This window comes from Cupriavidus taiwanensis LMG 19424 (assembly GCF_000069785.1).
GTDB lineage: Bacteria > Pseudomonadota > Gammaproteobacteria > Burkholderiales > Burkholderiaceae > Cupriavidus > Cupriavidus taiwanensis.
In genome coordinates this window covers 26,758-45,001 of record NC_010529.1, presented here as the reverse complement: position 1 = coordinate 45,001, position 18,244 = coordinate 26,758, and the positions used below count along the sequence as shown (strand labels likewise).

Sequence of the window (18,244 nt, the reverse complement as noted above, 5' to 3'; positions counted from 1 at the left end):
GGAACGAAGATGAATGTACCAACCCGACGCGATTTTCTCGCGGTCGCGGCCCTAGGCGTCGCCGGACTCGTCGCGGGCTGCACGTCGCCGGCCCGACGGAATCCACACAACTTGGAAGGAAGCATGATGATGCGTAAAGTGAGTTTCAAGCGAGATGGCTTGACGCTGGCGGGAAACCTGTTCGAGCCCGAGAACTTGAACGAGAGCGGCCGCTACCCGGCGGTCGTCGTGGCGGGCTCTCTAAGTTCGGTTAAAGAGCAGATGGCGGGCGCTTACGGGCGCACGCTCGCGGAGAACGGGTTCGTGGCGCTTGTGATCGACTACAGTCACTATGGCGAAAGCGAAGGGCAGCCTCGGCAATTGGAGTCTCCCGCCGCAAAATTGAGCGATCTGAAAGCCGCCGTCTCGTATCTAACTGCCTTGCCTTATACGAAGGCTATCGGGATGGTCGGAGTGTGCACATCAGGCGGAAACGGCGCTTACCTCGTCGCTGCCGATGAGCGCGTCAAGGCGTTTGCGACGGTCGCTGCATTCCTTCCAGACCCCGAGTTAAACGAACGTCTTGTCGGCGCGGCGGAAATTGCGCGGCGTCGCGCGGCGGGAGCGGAGGCGAAGCTGAGATTCGAGCGGAGCGGCGAGCAGGTGACGGTGCCGACCTACAGCGTGGATGATCCGAGCGCCCTGAATTACAACCCGAAGGGAAATTACGACTACTACTTCAACAAGGCGCGCGGCGGCGTTCCAGAGTGGAAGAACGAGTTCGCCGTGATGTCGCACGGGCCGTGGTTGGATTTCGATCCGGTGAGCAAGGCGTCGGCCATCAAAGTTCCGACGATTATGGTTCACTCCGACGGATGCGCCTTCCCTGAGCAGGCCAAGAAGTTCTACTCGCTCCTGGGGGCAGTGAAGGAATTGGCGTGGGGGGACGGCACCCATTTCGACTATTACGATCAACCGGCGCAGATCGACTATGCGGTAAAGAATGTCGCCGCCTTCCTCCACAAACATCTGTCTTAGGGAATGTTCTATGACACGTGTGAGGCTACCGACGAGATCAAGCCTCCGAGCGACTGATCGCCAGCGTCAAAGTGCGACGGCTGGATGCTAACGCTCAATCAACCAAACGGTCGTCTGCCTATGTGTTCCTCCTGCGGAGCCCCCTTCGGGCGGGTCTGCACGGGTCCGACTGACTGCTTTGAGGCGACGAGTTCAGGATCGCGGATGTCGCTGAAGGGTCGTCCTCTGCCCTACGCGGGCCGGCCCAGGAAGCCGCTCAGTTTTGCTCGGCGTCGGACCGTACCCGGCCAAAAGGAGCCACTCGGGAGCGGCCGCCGCTCCGGCGAACGGTCGCGGGGGTGCACCCGGCTTGGCGCGCGGTACCGAACGTCACGGTCTTGCAAGTTGTACGCCGCACTTCTGCAATGGGGCGGCGCTATACTTCGCAGCGATGCGTCCAGCGCATCCCCGCCCCGCACCGCGAGAACCCACCCTATGACCGAAGCCACCGCCCTGACGCCCGACGAACTCCAGGAGCTTGACGATCTGCTGGACGACCTGCGCCAGCGCGCTGAGGAAATCCCGCAATGGGAGTTCTGCGACGGCTTTCTCACGGCCCTGGTCTGCACGCGCCGCTGCATCCCCGCTTCCGACTACCTGCCCATGCTGCTGGGCGACGGCGCGGCGCTCGACGTGGCCGAGGGCAGCCCGTTGCCGTTGCTACCCGCGTTCCATGATGCGGCCCAGCAGGCCCGCTTCATGGAGCTGTGGCAGCGCCGATGGAACGAGGTGGAGCACCAGCTCGACCAGCCCGTGGAGACGCTGGAGGACGAACGCACCTTCCAGCCCGAGGCCATGGACATGCGCGGCGCCATCTTGAGCCTGCCCCAGGAAGAGCGTGCCGAGATGGACGGGCGGGAAATCCCGTCGTTTGGCCAGGTGTGGGCGCTGGGGTTCATGTTCGTGGTGGAGAACTGGCCCGAGGAATGGGCCACCCCGCGCGACAAGGAGGCTGCTCAGTGGCTGGACGACGCGCTCGACGGCATCGTCGCTCTGACCGAGGACGACACCGGCCAACCCGAGGTCTGCATGTACAGTGAGGATGGCCCGCCCAGCACCAGCCTGGCGCGCGTGGAAACCTTCGGCGAGGCGATCTGGGCTGTCTACGACCTGCGCCAGATCTGGAAGAGCCTGGGCCCGCGCGTGGAGGCCGTGGTGAAGGGCGACCAGCCCGGTCGCAACGACCCGTGCCCTTGCGGCAGCGGCAAGAAGTTCAAGAAGTGCCACGGGAGATAAGGGCAAAGCGCTTTCTCGCAGTTTATAGCTGCATGTACCTTGTCTTTCGAGTGGCGGGCCGCCCGAATTGCTCGGGCGAGTCGGGTGAGGCTGGCTGGTCGTCGCCGCCCAAAGTCGAGCGACCGGTGGCCAGCCGGCGATTTGCTCGCGGGGGCCGTGTCCGTTTAGGCTTGTTCGACGCCTGCCAGCAACGCGCGGTGGCACACTCACATTCCTGCGGATGACGGCAGGCATCGAACAACCCTAAACGGCAAGAGACGATTGATCTGGCGGCCGAGGCGCTGCCCTGCGCTCAGCCCAGAAAACCGAAGCGGCAGAACTACAGAGTCATGGCCTGGCGACGAGCCGTTGGCGAATCTGCCAGGCCAGCACGTCTACCGACCGAGTCGCTGGGGCAAAACGAAAGCGACCTGGTGCGACCCACTCCCCAAGACGCATCCATCCGTCAGGGAATATGCAGACGTGCAGGTCTTGATTATTGACGACCACACCAGCGAGCTCTGGATGGGTAGTGACCCCGCGGCAAGCGATGCCGAGGCGCTCCAGATGACGTCGCACGGCACTTGCTCGCATGGCGGCCTACCCCGGTTATCTGGCCATTTTGGGGTCGACTCTAGGAGCTCGTCAGTTCGCGTGCGCACCGAATGGACGATGTGCCGGGCGCGAGGCGTCATTAGTCCCTATTGGCTCATTATTCTGCAGATGGCCGGTAGCATCAAAAGTCCCCATGGCTTGCGTTTCAAAATACGCCAATCTCTTCGCATCCAATTCAATTGCACCACTCGGTACCCCTTCCCCTCTTTCATAGTTTCACGATCACGAAACTATCCGAGCCCACCAGCGTCCCAGTATTGGAGAGCGTTCGCCAGCTCAGGACTCTCGACAACGAGCACGCGGCCGCGAGTCAGCCTCTACAGCCAAACTGTGCTCATTCTGCAGACGATCGTGCATCGTCTCGCAGCGAATCAACATCATTGTTGCGGGTTCCTCATCCGCATCGGCTACGTCAGCCTCTGCGGCGCTGCGCAGATAGACTTGCCGGGAGACAATGGCGACGATCACAATGATGACACCGACGCAGAAGGCCCGGGCCAAGAATTGAAGATGTCGCGTCATGGAAATTGCCGGATAGCAGGAGTAGTTGGGTGGCGAGACTACACCAGGATGTCGCGGCGTGATGCTACGCCCGTTGCAGGATTGACAAGCGGCCCCATTTCGCCATACGAAGGCGGGACCGCGCCGCCCGTGACACCACATCGGGCCTGCATGCCAAAGACGATCGCGCCCCTACCGCGTGGCAATTACTGGGCCACGCCGCACGCGCCCTTTCCGCTGGACAGTCCGAACGGCCATGCCGAAGTCTTCCCCGGCGCGCATTGCGTCAGCGACGGCAAATGGGTCGTCTTCTATAAGCACGGGGAAGAGGTTTGGGCGTGCAATGCCATGTATGCCGCGGCCATTTCGACTTGGCGCCTGCCTCCAGGGACAGAGCGCCGACGGCGGACTGAGCGACTGGCTGCGACCGCAGCCGGCTGGCCTCTCAACCAAACATAACACTCCAGCCCACAGCAAAAAAACGCCGATCTGGCGTTATGTCAAATTGGCTCTGCTTGTGAAGCAAGCGGAACCGCCAGCGTCGGTTTGCAGAATATTGTTCCCGGATTTTGCAGAATTTTGTGCCTGGCCCCATGGGCCCGGCTAATGGGCGCGACTGCGAGGCGGCCAGAGCATGGCGGTAGCCCCCTCCCACCCCGTCCGCGTGGCCCCGACTTGGCACCGTGATCGCGCGGCACCCCCTGACGGCAACCGTTCCCGGCTCCGCAAGCCGTAGTGCGCCGCCAGCAACGGATCGAGCCGTTGGCAAAGGAACAAAATTACTCAAAACGTCGGCCGGAGGAACAATCTTCAGCAAAATTCCTTGGCATAAAATTGTTCCCGGCGCCTCGGAAACGGCCACCTGGCGGGCGACCAGCAGGAACAATATTGTGCAAACCGACGCCGGTCGGATCCAGGCCATCCCGAGCCCTGCGCCCCAACTGGGATCACCCGATGTCGCTGTATAGGGGATAAGCCAAAACGACTTGGCGACATGAGGAAGCGTCTTGTTCAGCATGACACGTGACATAGGTTTCGCGAGACGCCGGACATCCAAGGTTTTTCCGCCATTCCATCTGGCAGCCGCGTTTTTATGATGGCGCTACACCGGTTTATTCAGTTTCCCTGCAGTCTGCCGTTAGTTTGTCTGTGAATAACTTCCCAATGCATTACCGTGAAACACAATCCTGCTAATAGGAAGCCCCAAGTACTTCGTGGGCGAAGCAACCGAGGCCGACCGGTGCGTCCCCGACGACCGCGTCGAAAACCGCTATTTGGCGTACCCCCGCTGGGCTGTCCATCCTTATCTTGATTCTGTCTACCGTGACGTATTACATCGGGGTCGTGTATCACGATACTCGGTTGGGCGTATACGGAATCGACTGGAAGATGTTTCGCGTTGATAGACTCGACTACATCTATTTCGGCATTGCCGCTACGCTTAGTGTGCTAACCAACGGTCTGGTAGCCTTCGGCAAGGAATGGACGTACATGGTTATCCTAATGTCATTTGGGACTGGCATAGCGCTGCTTGTTCTCGCACTTGACTATTTGAGCAGCAAGAGCAAAGCGCTTCGGAATGGCGCAACCCGGGTATTTGGGAGCAACGCCAAGATTATTGCTTTCATCGTGGTCTGTGCCACGATGTTCCCAATGCTGATGTTTGGCCCCATCTTTCTGTTGGCATTAGGACTGGTTGTTCCAGCCGCCCTTGGAGATTTCGCTGCCATGCGTCAAGTCGCCGAAGAGCGGGCCGCGATGGCTGAAGGATGTCCCGTACAGAGTGGCCGTGTGCGATGCATTGAACTGGTAGCAGATGGAAAAACGCTAACAACGGGATTTGCTCTAGAGGTTAGCAAGGAGAGGGTCGCTATACATGACGGGTTGGCGACGTCTATATGGAGCATGAATGGACGGGAATTAATTGGAGCGAGTCCTCGGGCAATCGAGGCAATGAAGGTGAAAATTGCTGGGCAGAGGGAAGAGTCGTGCCTCTCAAAGCCGGAACGAGACTGAAAGATACATACCCGCTCATTTAGCGAGCGGAGCGCAGCGCCTCGCGTGATGCCGTGATTTAATTCGCGATAGTTGGAGAGATCCAATTTCAAGCAAAAAATGACGGCAATCACCCGGAGAGACAAAGGGCGAACTCATTCCAATGGCCGGCAGAGCCCCCGATTTTCAGCTCCGCGCGACCCTTGGCCAGGACTTGAACGACCTGCCCCTCCATGTGCACTAGGCGCTGCTAGCGGACTTGGCGGCGGGCTTGCCTCGCGCGTTATACGAGCGCGCCGGCGTGACGGTCGGGCCGCCTGGCCGGTACAGGCGCTATAGCTGGATAGGATAGTGGCCAGTGTGCGGGTAGCCTCGAGCCCTCGATAGCGAAAGCTCCATCAAGCTCCGCTGCTGTATATTTATACAGGTATCATATCCGCAGCCCGCGGCGACGAAGAAAGGCAAAGCAAGTGGCGGAAACCGGCTTAAGTGACTCGTGTACCACGTTTAGCTCACGACTTTGAGCGCTCTCGGGCTTGACTGCTTAGCGTCGCCTCGGCCGCCAGGTTGGCGGCCGAGGCGACTGAAGATGTTCGAGCCTGCGATGTTAGAATTCTCCAAACAACAAGGAATTCAAGACGGACGTTGATGATGACAAACGAGCGTAAGCATCTCGCCCGCACGCTTTTCCAGCTCCAAGTGCACCGATCTGATGGCTTCGCATTCGAACATTTGTTCGGACGGGTCATGGAGTATTCGCGACCTGGATTTTTGAAAATCAAGCCGTACGGCAACCAGCGAGACCGCGGAAACGACGGCTACGAAAAGGCTGTTGGCAGGTACTTTCAAGTCTTCGCGCCCGAAAACCCTACCGCCAGCAAGAGCGCTGCGATCGCGAAGGCAGCGGAAGACTTCAAAGACAAGCTGCTGCCGTACTGGGGCACATTCTGCGTCCCACGCGAGTACGTATTTGTGTTCAACGATAAATATCGCGGCACCGTCTTCGACATCGAGAAAACTCTGGCCACGATCAAAACGGACCATAGCCTTAACGCCTGCGAAGCCTTTCTCAGCAAGCATTTGGAGCAAGAGTTTATTTGCTTGCCTGAAGATCAAATCTGCATGATTGTAGGCGGTTTACCGACGTGGGATTCGTTGGAGGGCCTTGACTACACCGTCCTGGGAGAAGTCATCCAGCATATTCAAAACTCTCCGCCCCAGAGCGCTCCGACAGGCAAAAAAATTGCACCGGATTTCGAAGAAAAAATCGAATTCAACGGACTCGCCGAGAACGGCGATTGGCTGCGAGCAAAGCAACGCGAGACATGGCAGATCGATGACTATTTGAGTCGAAACAGCGATTTCACCAAGCAAGCACTGCGTGACTTTCTGGCTGGGTTCTATGCGGAGAGCATTGTTGCAGTCAAGGATGACCAAGGTGAATCAGGCGTTACGCTCGGTGACCTGCGATTCGCGTTTATCTTGAATCGAGTTGCGCCTCAAACCAACAATCCCGCTGCAGATCGACTGCGGCGCGACGCTGCTTTGGTTCTCATGGCGAAGTACTTTGAAGCCTGTGACATTTTCGAGGAACCGAACAATGTTGCTTCCTGACAAGCACATTTCTTTTGCGGAGTCCCTGCTCGGTCTCGGGGCTTTCGTCATGGAAAACGTCTCTCAACCGATCACAGTCGACAATCTGTGGCGCGCTTTTCAGCGACAAGCCTCATGCTATCCAGCCTTCCAGACGTTCGACAACATGGTGCTGGCTCTCGATGCTTTGTTTGCGCTCGGACTTATTCAGATGAATGACGCTGGTGAACTGCATCGCCACCGCCCGGAAGCGGCCTTATGCGCCTAATCGAGCTTACATCGAATAGAACCACCTTTAAGACCGTCAAGTTCAATCGGACGGGCGTGTCGCTCGTCATTGGCTCGCGGAAAGATCAATTGCATGGCGAGGACGACAGTCGATCCTATAACGGCGTTGGAAAGTCCCTACTGATCGAAATCATTCATTTTTGTTTGGGCTCCAGTACAAATACGAGCTTTCGCCAACATCTTCCCAGTTGGGAATTTACGCTGCGCTTTGAGATTGGACAAACCGCTTATTCTTCATCGCGTAGCACCGACAAGCAAGGCACCATTTCCCTGAACGGGCAAATATTGAAAGTCAAGGCCTTCAACGAACTACTAGGGAAGCTTTGCTTTCATTTTCCTGATTGGGGTGGGTCGCAACTTAGTTTCCGTTCACTACTGCCGCGCTTCATTCGGCGATCCAAAGCTGACTATAACGATCCAAAAATTACCTCATCAGATCGAGAGCCATATACGGTCTTGCTACGGAATTTGTTCCTGCTTGGGATAGATATCTCTTTGGTTGAAAACAAGTACTCACTTCGCACTCGACAGTCTGAGCTGGAACTTTTTGAGAGAAACTTCAAGAACGATCCTTTCATTCGAGAATACTACACCGGTAGCAAGGATGCGTCGCTGCAAGCAAAACATCTTGAAGAGCAAATTGCAAGGTTTGAGAGCGATCTAGCGCAGTTCGCCGTCGCGGAGGATTACTATCAAATCGAGAAAGAAGCAAACGATTTGACGGGCCGTCTCCGTGCGCTAAAAAACAAGAGAGCTGTCGTGGAAAACGCTCTTTCTAACGTTCAGAAGAGCCTCGAAGCACGCGCAGATATTCCGCGCGAGAAGGTGCTCGCTATGTATGGCGAACTCCAAAGAGCATTTCGCGACGAAACTTTGAAGCATCTGCAGGAAGTGGAAGCGTTTCACTCGCAATTGCTGACAAATCGCATAGCCCGACTCGGCCAGGAACGAATGAGGTTGGAGACGGAGAAAAGGAATCTTGAGTTGGAGATTCACCAACTTAACCAGTCGGTGGACGCCAAACTTAGGTATCTATCGGATAAAAGGGCGTTGGATCAATACGCTGCAGTAAGCGCGCAGCTGTCTGACTTGCGAGCTAAGTTTCATAAGCTACAAGATTACCAGCACTTACTACATAAGAGTCGGGAAGACGCCGCGTCCATTCGAATAAAATTGGCCGAAGAAAATATCAAGACCAATGCGTATCTGGATGAGACATTTTATGAAACGGAGTCACGGCTCAATGTTTTCTCGTCTCTTGCGAAGCGCTTCTATCCTGACGCGCCGGCGGGTATAACACTTCAAAACAATATAGGCGACAATAAAACTCGCTATGATTTTGATGTCCGGATAGGAGGTCTGCTAGACAAGCCCCTATCCCGGTCTAACGCAAACGGCCGACCTTCTGCACGATATTTCGTTCTTCACGACACAAGCGACAACGTCTGTGCAAACATCAAACGTCTAGCGAGCGCTGATTTGCCGACGGCGCCATGGAATCGTGTAGAACGCTGGAAAGATTACAAACAAGCGCACATGTTCATCACGCGGGACGGAAAGACGGTGCGCCCCCAAGAACGAGATTTCTCGGTTCCTTGGCGTGCGACGAGACTTGAGAACAAGGTTGTGGGCGAAAGATCTAAGGGGATTTTTCTGCACGTTGAGAGTGTTCAGGTCCGTTCGGTAGAGTTAAAGCCAGGTCAATCACCTCTAAATGACAAAGGGAAATGTATAAACGACAGAATTTCCCAATCTCCCGGGTTTACCGACGCACAGTATGACCGATTGGCACTTGCTTATATCAATGCCAGCGTCCGCGCAGGGGAGTGGTTAGTGCCCGCGTTTCACGTCGCAATAGATCGTAACATTGGCGGCGGACACGACGACCCTCGCAATTTCGATCTTTCCCGTTGGGGAACCTTCATCTGCCACCGATTAGTGGCAATAGGCGACAGTTGCTCGTAAGCGCTCATGACGTCAACCCAAAATATGTCTCCGTTTAATCTTCGAAGCTGATCGGAGCTACGTGCAAGCGCATTCATCGACGCTGTTTGGATTGCACGTCCGCCGCCGACGTATCGATTTTCCGCCGATCGCGCGTTGCGTTCGTGCCCGGCATGCGCATAAAACTTGGCTATACCGACGATAAAAAGAGCTTCCTTAGCTTTAAACCGAGCAAGTCAGTGTGTCAGGTTGGTTGGAGGTTGCTGTATGCGGTTCATCGAACCACCCCCATCGGCCGCGCTGGGAACCCGGCAATCCGGGGTTGCCTCCAAGGCGACTGGGCTCGCGAGCCGGCGTCGCAAATAGCACCAACGCATCCTGACTGGCGATGACGAGGTCATTTGTTGAGGCGCGGAACGGTCATGAAGCGGTTTGCCGGCTTTTAGCGCGCGTCTCTGGTTCACGCCCTGTTTTCCCCGTTTTTTTCACCAATGAGGTTGCCCTCCGCGATTAAAATCGTCTATACCAAATACTACCTTTCCGTGCAGGAGCCTTCATGCCGACCCTCTTTCAAGAATGCCTCATTGCGATAGCGAAGGGACAACACCAGAAGTATCACGAGATGAACGAGGATAATCCAATCCTTGCCGAGCAAATCCGTCAGTACTGGGAGGATCTCGGCAAAACGTTTCTAGGAACGGATGTGTATTGGTCGGCGGTATTCGTGAGTTGGTGCGTAAAGCGAGCCTCGGAGGACGCGGCGGTGGCACCCGTGGGGTTTGTGTTCGCGCGTCGACATTCTCAGTTTTGTTTCCGGGCAATCAAGAATGCCCAGGATGGGACGGGATTTTTTTGGGGGCGAAGAATTGAACAGTACGCTCCGAAAGTTGGCGACATTATCCAAAATAATCAACCTGGCGAGCACTTCGACTTCGATTACGCCGCCGCACACGAAAAGTATGCTTCGCACTCGGCCATCGTCGTAGAAGCTTCGGATAGCGAAATAGCAACGATTGGGGGTAATGAACACAACTCAATTGGAAAGGTCACAATTCAATTGGATTCGCATGGACGCATCAAACAAAGGAATAGCCAGTCCTTCATCTCCATTGTGGAATGTGCCTTATGATGTGGCCGCCCATTCTTCCTCGGGCCAACCCCTCCGATACAAGCATCAATGCCCAATCGGAGCGAAGAAAGAAAGCGCTGCGCCCAGAAACTAGCTGCGCACTGCGTGCCGCCAGGCAGAGAGGTAGTTGACGGCAAGCGAGATAAGAAGGGCCCAACAAAAATGTGCTAATGAAAGCCATTCGATGTTTAATAGGACTGGTTTCAGACTGCGTCCGATATGTTTATCCGACTAGTAATGCTCACTGCTGGTCGGAGACTGCGGTACAGAGCCAGAAGCCGGCAACCCAGAGCACGAGCACAAGCACCAAAGTGTCCACGGGCGAGGCGGTTGTAGGCAGCGCCAGTTGCATCCAAGCTCAGCGGGGAATGGCGCAGGGCTGCCAGGCGAATCACGAGCCAGTGGCGACTTGAGTTTAGGCTGCACAACAACGGCGAACGTGGTCAAACCGTTGGGAGCCAGACAGTGTGATCACCACTGGAGATTGCAACAGCGGTGTCTTGTCCGTTGAAGGCGGACGGCTTGGCATAATAGTGGCAGGGGTTGGAAAAATCCTCCCGCGGATGTCAATTACGTACGACTGAACGCAGATATAAGTGTCTGGGTGTCAGCCCCCATCGCTGGAACAACGGGGGTTCGCTCTGGTATTCGACAGCTCATTGACGCCCAATATCTCAGACGTTATGGTCGAAATCAAATGCGCCACGCGAAACATGGTGGTTATTTTTGCCGTGTCTGCTCAGCTAACTGATGATTAGCATAAAATCTGTAGACTACGACCGCGCGCATCATATACGGCCAACGTCGCTTGTGATCCGGCTTCCCATGACAGTCCTTCGATGCATACGCATTTAGTTGGGCTGAGATGGCATCGCCGCTACTCCTTGCCTTTCCCAGCGTGCAGTTTGCCGTGACAGGAGATGAGTTGCGAATCCGTGAATTGATAATAACGTCCTCGATTTTTCCATTAGGTTGCCCGGCGACCTTCCGGTAAGAGGGCCACCAATATTCCTTCAACCATGCATTGATGAGATAAGCCTGCCCCTCCCTGGTTCTAAGGACGAGGCGCATATTGTGCCGAAAAATTCTCCAGTCTTCTTCGTTGGTTTTGTACTTTCTGTATATTCCACAATAGCGATCCCCAGCATATCCATGCTCGACGTATCCAAATGGCTTTCCGTTCAGATCAATAACAATTACGGTCGAAGGCCTGTTGCAATGGCCGCCGTCCGCGTAAAGCCGGTCGAAATTGATGCCTTGAAGCTGATAGAACCGCGTCGCCTGTGGCAGGGAATCTCCTCTATCTTTCTTGATGAAGGAGAAGAAATCAGCGAGAGAATCGCTGTCAGCATGGGAAACACCAATCGCGCCCTTCGAATAGCTCATTAAACGTTTTCCGTCTGCGCCAATGACGCCCCCCCAGTTCTTTCCGGCAGGGTCGTCCGGTAGTCCATCAGCAGGCTCTACTCCCCATTCCGCCACCGCCAGCGCCAGACCGACTAACCCCAAGTCATTGATCGCTTTAGGATCGGATGGCTTCGCCACGTATGCGTCAACAATGCCCTTAATGTAACTTGCCTCAAGTTGCCTGGCACTAGGATCATCATCCGCAGTTTGGCTCCACCCACCTTGACGCAAAAACCCATCCAAGAGGTCGTCATTGATGGGCTGACCGGGCGGCTCGACCATCGGCATTCGAGCATAAGCGACATTGGCAGATGAGAGGATTGCGATGCAAACAATTAAGCGGAGCGGCCGTGCGAAGCCCCAGCTGCCTGAACCTTCATGCATAGGTTCCTCCTCCGTCGCTGTCCTTTGGTTCATGGCCACTGGCGTAGCGCCCTACGTAAGCGTGGGTGTGGGTGTCGATAGTAGTAGTCCATCGCTGGCGCATTTTCAACCTCGCGGTCTTTCGCCACCCTGGCAATCCAAGCCTGAAACGGCGGATTCTGAGTTGGCGATGTTCGTTCGTGTCGATTTGCCGGTGGCGCACGTGCGTAACGGCATCAACGATGGAATATCTCTTGGAAAGAGCTTGCTCGGCCTGTTCTCTACGCTTAACCAAAGTCGTAAGCGTTGCACCAGCACCGTATGTTCATGAGAGTCCGAAGACGCGGTCTAATTCCCATCAGAATCTGGTAGGACAAGATGAAATAGAAATCAAGGCGCGGGGTCGCCGGTATGGCTCCACGAACTGCACAAAAGAGTTCCACACGCAGGTCGTGGCAGAAGCACGAGACCCGACACGCTCGCTGTCAGAAGTTGCCCGCGCGCATGGCCTGAACGCAAATCTCGTGTCGAAGTTGTGGCGGGATCAGGAGCCAGCCGCGACATCCGCGTTGGCTCCGGCCGATTTAATCCTGCCCGTGCACATGACGTCGCCGCCGGCGGCGGAGCCGATCGACCGGGCTTGTCATCGCATGTCGTGGCGCGCGCGTGTGTTTCGATGGCAAGCCTGAGTGTGTTGTTCTACGGCTTCTGCTAGCGAGCTTGGTGGGAGGGGATCTGTGATGCTGGGCCTTCCCGCCGGGACGCGGGTGTGGGTGGCTGCTGGCGTGATGTCAGCGCCAAGGGAGGCTTGAGAAGCGATCCTCGTTGCCCTGCTTGCGCAAAACAGATGGCGCAAGCAGGGCAACGGCCATTCACACCTCGTCACCTGCCAAGCGTTTTTGGCGCAAATTGCAATCGTTCTTGGCCCATCTTGAGTGGGTTGGGCCGAAGGACCGGCGCAGGCATTCACCTGATGCAGGAACAGAATTCACGCCACTCACACAATCAAAGCATGGTATTTTGACATTTAGCGAGATTCGCATTCAACTGTAGTACCCGTGTAATGGATACCGAATATCTATCGAAAATCAGTTGCTGGGCTTCACTAGCGCTCCTACCTTTAGCTTGTTCATCTTGGATCAAACTTTGAACGGCGGCTCCATTCATGTTCGGCTGCGGCTTTCCTTCACTAGCCTTTAATTTGTTCATATATGCAACCAGATCATTCTCTGATGGATTTGATCTAGGCGCTGCCTTGAGTGCAGTCCGAAGGCGGGCCGTTACCGCATTGGCCTGTATGAGTATGGAATTTTTGGCATTTACACCGGCAAGCCTATCGTCATCCTTTCCAGCATAGGCAATTGTGTTTTGTATATCATTATCCGAGACGCCGTTTGCAGCATTTATCACGCACATGAGATTGGTCACGGCATGATCATATGCGACAGACTGGGCCGTAAGATTGTACTGTTTGTCGACAGCGTAACCCGCGCCGCTGACCCCCACACCTGTGAGTATTAACGCCGTCTTTTCGTATATCGCTCCAAATGTTGCGGCCAAAGCGCCTAAAAACGTTGCTGTAGACACATAACTCTGCTGCTGGTCAACCAGGTTTCCTGCAGTCAGAATGTCACCGAGGTAATCGTTCAGCGCTGGAATAATTTCTGTCTCAAGGCTCTTGTTGGAGTTCATGTGGTACGCTACCGAAAATGGTTGCCGGGCTTTCACGTCGCGAGATGGATTTGGGTTAAAGACCGCCAACCCGCTCTCACCCGTGTTATGCGTCGCACAGCCTGGCAGAATAGCAATGCAAAGGCCCAGAAAAGCTGCATACGTGCCACGAAAGTTCATATTATTGTGTCGTTTCTTTTTGTTTAAAAAATACAAGTATATGTAAAATGCTTCAGTAACCCTACTCACTTGCGGAAATAATGATGCCATCTATGATTCGCTGAACATTTCCGGGCAAAGCATTCGTGTTCGTTCATACAAATTATCAAGAGCATATTCTGAAGCTTTTCCGTCGGCGAGTTGGTAAAAGCGCTGGATATTCGGGGCGTGCTTTAATACCGATGAGCAAGCAGAGATTCGGAGCCAAGATACATCACACTCATCGGAAAGATGATATCTTGTAGAAACTTCCGAGAGCCGCCTTTGCGCATCCTCGCGACTTAATGGAACGCGACACCCTTTCGGTTGAATTCGATCTTTAATCCGCCTCGGAGCTCCTTCTAGCGCTAGCGCGCCTACTTGGTCGGCATCGCTAAGGTCCGTGTGCCGGAACTCGATGATTTTCATTCTGCTGATGGGATTGTCAGGTGTTCCAGCTACCATGTTTGTATTACCCCCCGCAAAATGCCAAAGACTTTTTCGATAAAAGTTCGTTCTTTCCTCTTGAATATCACTGGGTTGACCGGGATCAGCTAGGATGGTCCAAAGCGGCGTTGTCCTGTTCTTGAAGGCAGGACTACTTTCCCTGAATGGGAGCGACGCATCGACTTTGATGATTAGCGCGTAGTCCATGTTTTCCGTGATCGGAGATTTTTCCGTGCCACTTACCTTGTTCGTATACGGGCTTATAAGATCACGAAGAAATATTTGCGCCAGAGATTCTACGCCGCTATTATCGGTCACTCCTCCGTCAATCAGGTGGACGTATGTGTAATCGAGAACGTTTCCATTCGGCGCTTTTACTGTTAATGGTAAAGGACCTAGCCCTGGGAAGGCACCGGATGACGCTACTGCCAATGACAGCGGCATATCCTCGTAATCTAGGGAAGCGGACCCCGGCCCCTGAATAGCGTCAAAGCCCTCGGGTACCAACGTATTGAGGAGTTCAGGAGTGGCCTCATGGAAGCTCTCTGCATAGGTCGAGCGCTCGATATTCGAAAACATACGGGCGGATAGCGAAGACTGGTCGAGAAGCGATAACTTTGCTTTTCTCTCTTTCAACTCAAGAATGTCTATTATAAGTTTATCAGTGCGTAGCTTGAAAGTCGCGGTCGGCAAGGTACTCATCACGAATTTTCGACCTGTATCGTAATGAGTAGCATTGAAAATCATTACGGGCGACCTTCCGGAGGCCTCCTTCTGCGCCAATGAGCCAAATGTTTCCCCCTTCAAGAAATCACTCTCGAGGCTCCGCTCGAGCAGTTCGATCGGTGTTCTTGTAAAGATGGTGGCGAATAATCTCCACCCGATGGCAGCCTCCCAATTCTCATTCATTTTCGAGTGAAATTGGCTATAGAACGATTGCTTAGTTGCGTTCCAATCAGGCCCGTTGAGTGAGGCATCCCTCTTTGTCGAATAGTAGGAAGCAGCAAAGCCGCCTCCAGATACGCTGGATATATACTGCACGGTATCCATGAAGCTGTACTGGCGGGTGGGAGCCATGGCTCGGACCGGCAGCGCCGAAAGGAGGTCTATAACATATGAGGAATACAGTGCAGATCTATTGCCACCACCTGACAAGGCCAGACCAATATAGGGGGGCGGGGTCTTTTCTCGAAGCAATGGCGGAGGTGTGTTTGTGTCGACTGGCACCTCTTTCGTAGTGACCTCCACGGAGGCGCAACTTGACAGCATGAAAATTACCCAGATTGCTGCAGTATGCATTTGGATAGGCGACATTAGATGCCCTTTATTTTTATTGAGAAGCATAGATAACAACCGCGATGCGCACAAGCGAGGATAGGGCATTTCTTGCCTCCATAGAGATGGTGCGATCCGAATTGCAGGGGGGATGTTGGGTGTGACTGGTCAGAGAGCCTTGTCGCTGAAGGCTTTCGGGGAGGCGCCAGATTACCGAGATGGACCCGGGGGCCTCCATTCCCGGAAGCGCACTCGGCCTAATCTGACACGGGGGATGCTCATGGCTGTCGTTAAAGCTGCAACACCTTCCATCATTGGACAGTGACCTTTCTCGTGAAAAAGCTTTGATTCCCTGCTCACCATGGCCACCATGGCGCATCCATCAACACCTCGCTATGCGACGGCTCCCTTCTCCTACGACCCATGTCTCTACCTGTTGCTGTTCTTAACGTCATTACCGCGGCATTCCGCTCACGGGCAAATCTACCCGATTTGACATACAAGGTGGGTTGCATCAGACCAACACCCCACCGACTACGGGTGGCAGAGCAGTCGGCGTTCGGCTGCTGCTGAGTCCACGTAACCCGCTCCTCTCATCCCTTAAACTTGGACCTCAACAATACAGACGAGAATCATGAAAAAAGCGGGTCGGGTCAAGACATGGCATACAGACAAGGGTTTCGGGTTTATCGACGTCCGCGCGGACACGAAGACGTCTTCTTCCACGTCACGGCGCTACAGACACGCACCGTGACGCCTAAGCTTGGCGACCGCGGGAGCCTCGAGTTCGGCAAAGGGAAGGACGGCCGGGTTCAGGCGTTGAACATCGCCATAGTTGGCGCACCGAAGCCGCAGTCGGACGCAAACCTCTTGCCGATTTTTGCCCGTCTGGTGGCCCTGGAGTTTATAGCCGGCGGCGCCTTTGCTGGTTACTTCCCTCGACAGGCGGGCATGGTCAGCCTCCTGGCCAGCATGGCCCCTGACCAAGAAACGCCCTTATGCGCTGCAGCGCATAAGGGCGTTTCTTGGTCGCAGGCCCTCTTCACGCCGACGAAGCAGTGAGTGGCTCAAGAAATCGGCGAGGCGGGCCATCAATACGCGTGCCCCCCAGTTGCTACATGATGAGGAGGCAGCATCCATACCTCCGAATTTCTTTATGTAGGTCCAAAGGCGCACGCCATTACGGCATCCGGATGCTTTCGGCCCACGCGGTCACGTTTGGAGCAGGCCGCTTACGCAGCAAGACGCCAGATTCCCTTCAACCACACTAAAGAACGCTTAGCCAATTGCACGGTCTTGGACCCACAAGACCTCGTTACAGAGTACGGCGCGAATTTTTCCTCGACCAATGGCTTCGGCGAGTTTGTCCTTGGTGATGCGGAATTTTTCAACGTGGCGGACTGCCTTTATTGGCTTCCCGAGATATTCAACTTCCTCTTCAGTGAGGCCAAACTCTCTTGCTTCTCTCACCGGATCGCTTAAGGCGGCCATTCGCTGCCGGGATTCGGCTAGGATTTCGCCCCTTAGCTGAGCGACGCGCATCTTTACATATAGCGCCTTTGCCGAGGGCTGGTTCCAATTGCTGTCAGACAGCGCCTTGGCCCACAAGCCTTGCTTGATCATTGAGTTTGCCAGTTCAGCAGCGACAAATTCATACAGCAACTCATCCCTCGGGCGGGGCGCGGGGTCGTGGCCATGCAAGAAGTTGAAGTTGTTCATGGGCTTCTGAATCAATGTGAATGCCTACTGACACCGCTCCGGCATGTAGGAGCCGCTTCACCGCATCGCACTTAATTTCATTCGGGTAGCAACGGACCGCGACGGTGTCACCTTTATGTCATCAAAAACGTGACAGCGATGCTCGCGCATGCCGCCGCTGTATTGATCGTAAAAAGGCTGGCGTCGCCTTGACATCCTCCATATGGATGGCGGGGGTCAGGAAGTTGGCAGGCAACTATGTCGGAGACTACTGTCGCTGCCGTCATCCGGTTTGGAGGCGGCCGTAGGCGTGCCTGCTCTTCGTCCAGTTTTTCGCCTGCCTGGCGCCTCCTGCTCAGTCGACGCCGGGCCTGGGGGCGCCACCCGCGATTCTGCCAGCAGCTGGCGCGCCAGGGCGCTTCGGCCTCGGCCCGTTCGGCCGGCGCTGCGCCGCGCCCAACTCTGCCTGCACCCGCGTCCAGGTCGTGCGCCGCTGCGCGCTGAGTCTGCTCGGCGCTTGCAAGCCCATCGGCGGGCACCACATGCAACGAAAACAAAGGCATACCTACGTAAGCGCTTTTTTTTTCGCTTGCCGGCGACCTTCCAACTCAAGGCGCCCACTTTTTGCCATTTACGCCGCTGCCTCGGCACCTCGCTTGGCGCCCCGATCCAGCGAGATTGAATGCCGCCCCGTGCTGCGCTGTCAAACCTAACGAACCATCATTTCACGCACCGCTCCCCCCGAAACGTCACCCATCGGTGCGGACACGAACATTTCCAGCCTGCACAAAGGTTGAGCCAGCCGCGGCGGGCGACTAAGCTCGAAAGGCGCGTCGACAGCAAACGTGC

Annotated in this window: 13 protein-coding genes; 8 read left to right on the top strand and 5 right to left on the bottom strand. The window is 55.2% G+C overall.

Annotated elements, in window-relative coordinates; all coding sequences use genetic code 11:
* Positions 1–9: 9 nt before the first annotated feature.
* Together RALTA_RS26820 and RALTA_RS26815 are read left to right on the top strand one after the other, a co-directional pair.
* Entirely contained in the window at positions 10–1,017 is a 1,008-nt protein-coding gene (locus RALTA_RS26820; RefSeq protein ID WP_115671161.1) for an alpha/beta fold hydrolase, read from the top strand.
* A gap of 474 nt (positions 1,018–1,491) precedes the next feature.
* A complete protein-coding gene (locus RALTA_RS26815; RefSeq protein ID WP_012354428.1) occupies positions 1,492–2,292 on the top strand; it encodes a YecA/YgfB family protein in 801 nt (266 codons plus the stop codon).
* An 870-nt stretch (positions 2,293–3,162) separates the two neighbouring features.
* On the opposite strand, the gene RALTA_RS26810 is transcribed toward RALTA_RS26815, so the two are convergent.
* Positions 3,163–3,408: a hypothetical protein gene (locus RALTA_RS26810; protein WP_018003930.1), complete on the bottom strand. Its 246-nt coding sequence runs from the start codon at positions 3,406–3,408 to the stop codon at positions 3,163–3,165.
* 1,368 nt (positions 3,409–4,776) lie between these two features.
* On the opposite strand from RALTA_RS26810, the gene RALTA_RS26805 reads away from it, so the two are divergent.
* The 5 genes from RALTA_RS26805 (at position 4,777) to RALTA_RS26790 (ending at position 10,336) form a co-directional block, all read left to right on the top strand.
* On the top strand, positions 4,777–5,403 hold the full coding sequence (locus RALTA_RS26805) for a hypothetical protein (RefSeq protein ID WP_240619778.1): 627 nt from the start codon (positions 4,777–4,779) through the stop codon (positions 5,401–5,403).
* A 627-nt stretch (positions 5,404–6,030) separates the two neighbouring features.
* Complete coding sequence (locus RALTA_RS26800) at positions 6,031–6,996, top strand: ABC-three component system protein (RefSeq protein WP_012354424.1); 966 nt, start codon at positions 6,031–6,033, stop codon at positions 6,994–6,996.
* On the top strand, positions 6,983–7,243 hold the full coding sequence (locus tag RALTA_RS26795; protein WP_018003931.1) for an ABC-three component system middle component 6: 261 nt from the start codon (positions 6,983–6,985) through the stop codon (positions 7,241–7,243). Before RALTA_RS26800 ends, RALTA_RS26795 begins: the two co-directional genes overlap by 14 nt.
* A 56-nt stretch (positions 7,244–7,299) precedes the next feature.
* The gene (locus tag RALTA_RS29310) at positions 7,300–9,228 is read left to right on the top strand and encodes a hypothetical protein (RefSeq protein WP_145987453.1); all 1,929 of its coding nucleotides are present in this window, start codon (positions 7,300–7,302) and stop codon (positions 9,226–9,228) included.
* A 535-nt stretch (positions 9,229–9,763) separates the two neighbouring features.
* Positions 9,764–10,336 carry a DUF2272 domain-containing protein gene (locus RALTA_RS26790; protein ID WP_012354420.1) on the top strand — a complete coding sequence of 191 codons (573 nt, stop codon included), beginning with the start codon at positions 9,764–9,766 and terminating at the stop codon, positions 10,334–10,336.
* 720 nt (positions 10,337–11,056) lie between these two features.
* Here the strand turns inward: RALTA_RS26790 and RALTA_RS26785 are convergent.
* The 3 genes from RALTA_RS26785 to RALTA_RS29285 form a co-directional block, all read right to left on the bottom strand.
* On the bottom strand, positions 11,057–12,127 hold the full coding sequence (locus tag RALTA_RS26785; RefSeq protein WP_145987452.1) for a hypothetical protein: 1,071 nt from the start codon (positions 12,125–12,127) through the stop codon (positions 11,057–11,059).
* A 984-nt stretch (positions 12,128–13,111) separates the two neighbouring features.
* Positions 13,112–13,798, bottom strand: coding sequence for a hypothetical protein (locus RALTA_RS29290; RefSeq protein WP_145987451.1), 687 nt, complete (start codon positions 13,796–13,798; stop codon positions 13,112–13,114).
* A 249-nt stretch (positions 13,799–14,047) separates the two neighbouring features.
* The gene (locus RALTA_RS29285; RefSeq protein ID WP_012354415.1) at positions 14,048–15,805 is read right to left on the bottom strand and encodes a patatin-like phospholipase family protein; all 1,758 of its coding nucleotides are present in this window, start codon (positions 15,803–15,805) and stop codon (positions 14,048–14,050) included.
* 552 nt (positions 15,806–16,357) lie between these two features.
* Here RALTA_RS29285 and RALTA_RS26780 point away from each other — a divergent pair.
* Positions 16,358–16,759 (top strand): cold-shock protein, encoded by a 402-nt coding sequence (locus RALTA_RS26780; RefSeq protein WP_181924291.1) that lies wholly within the window; start codon positions 16,358–16,360, stop codon positions 16,757–16,759.
* A gap of 216 nt (positions 16,760–16,975) precedes the next feature.
* On the opposite strand, the gene RALTA_RS26775 is transcribed toward RALTA_RS26780, so the two are convergent.
* Positions 16,976–17,416 (bottom strand): hypothetical protein, encoded by a 441-nt coding sequence (locus RALTA_RS26775; RefSeq protein WP_012354412.1) that lies wholly within the window; start codon positions 17,414–17,416, stop codon positions 16,976–16,978.
* Positions 17,417–18,244 lie beyond the last annotated feature (828 nt).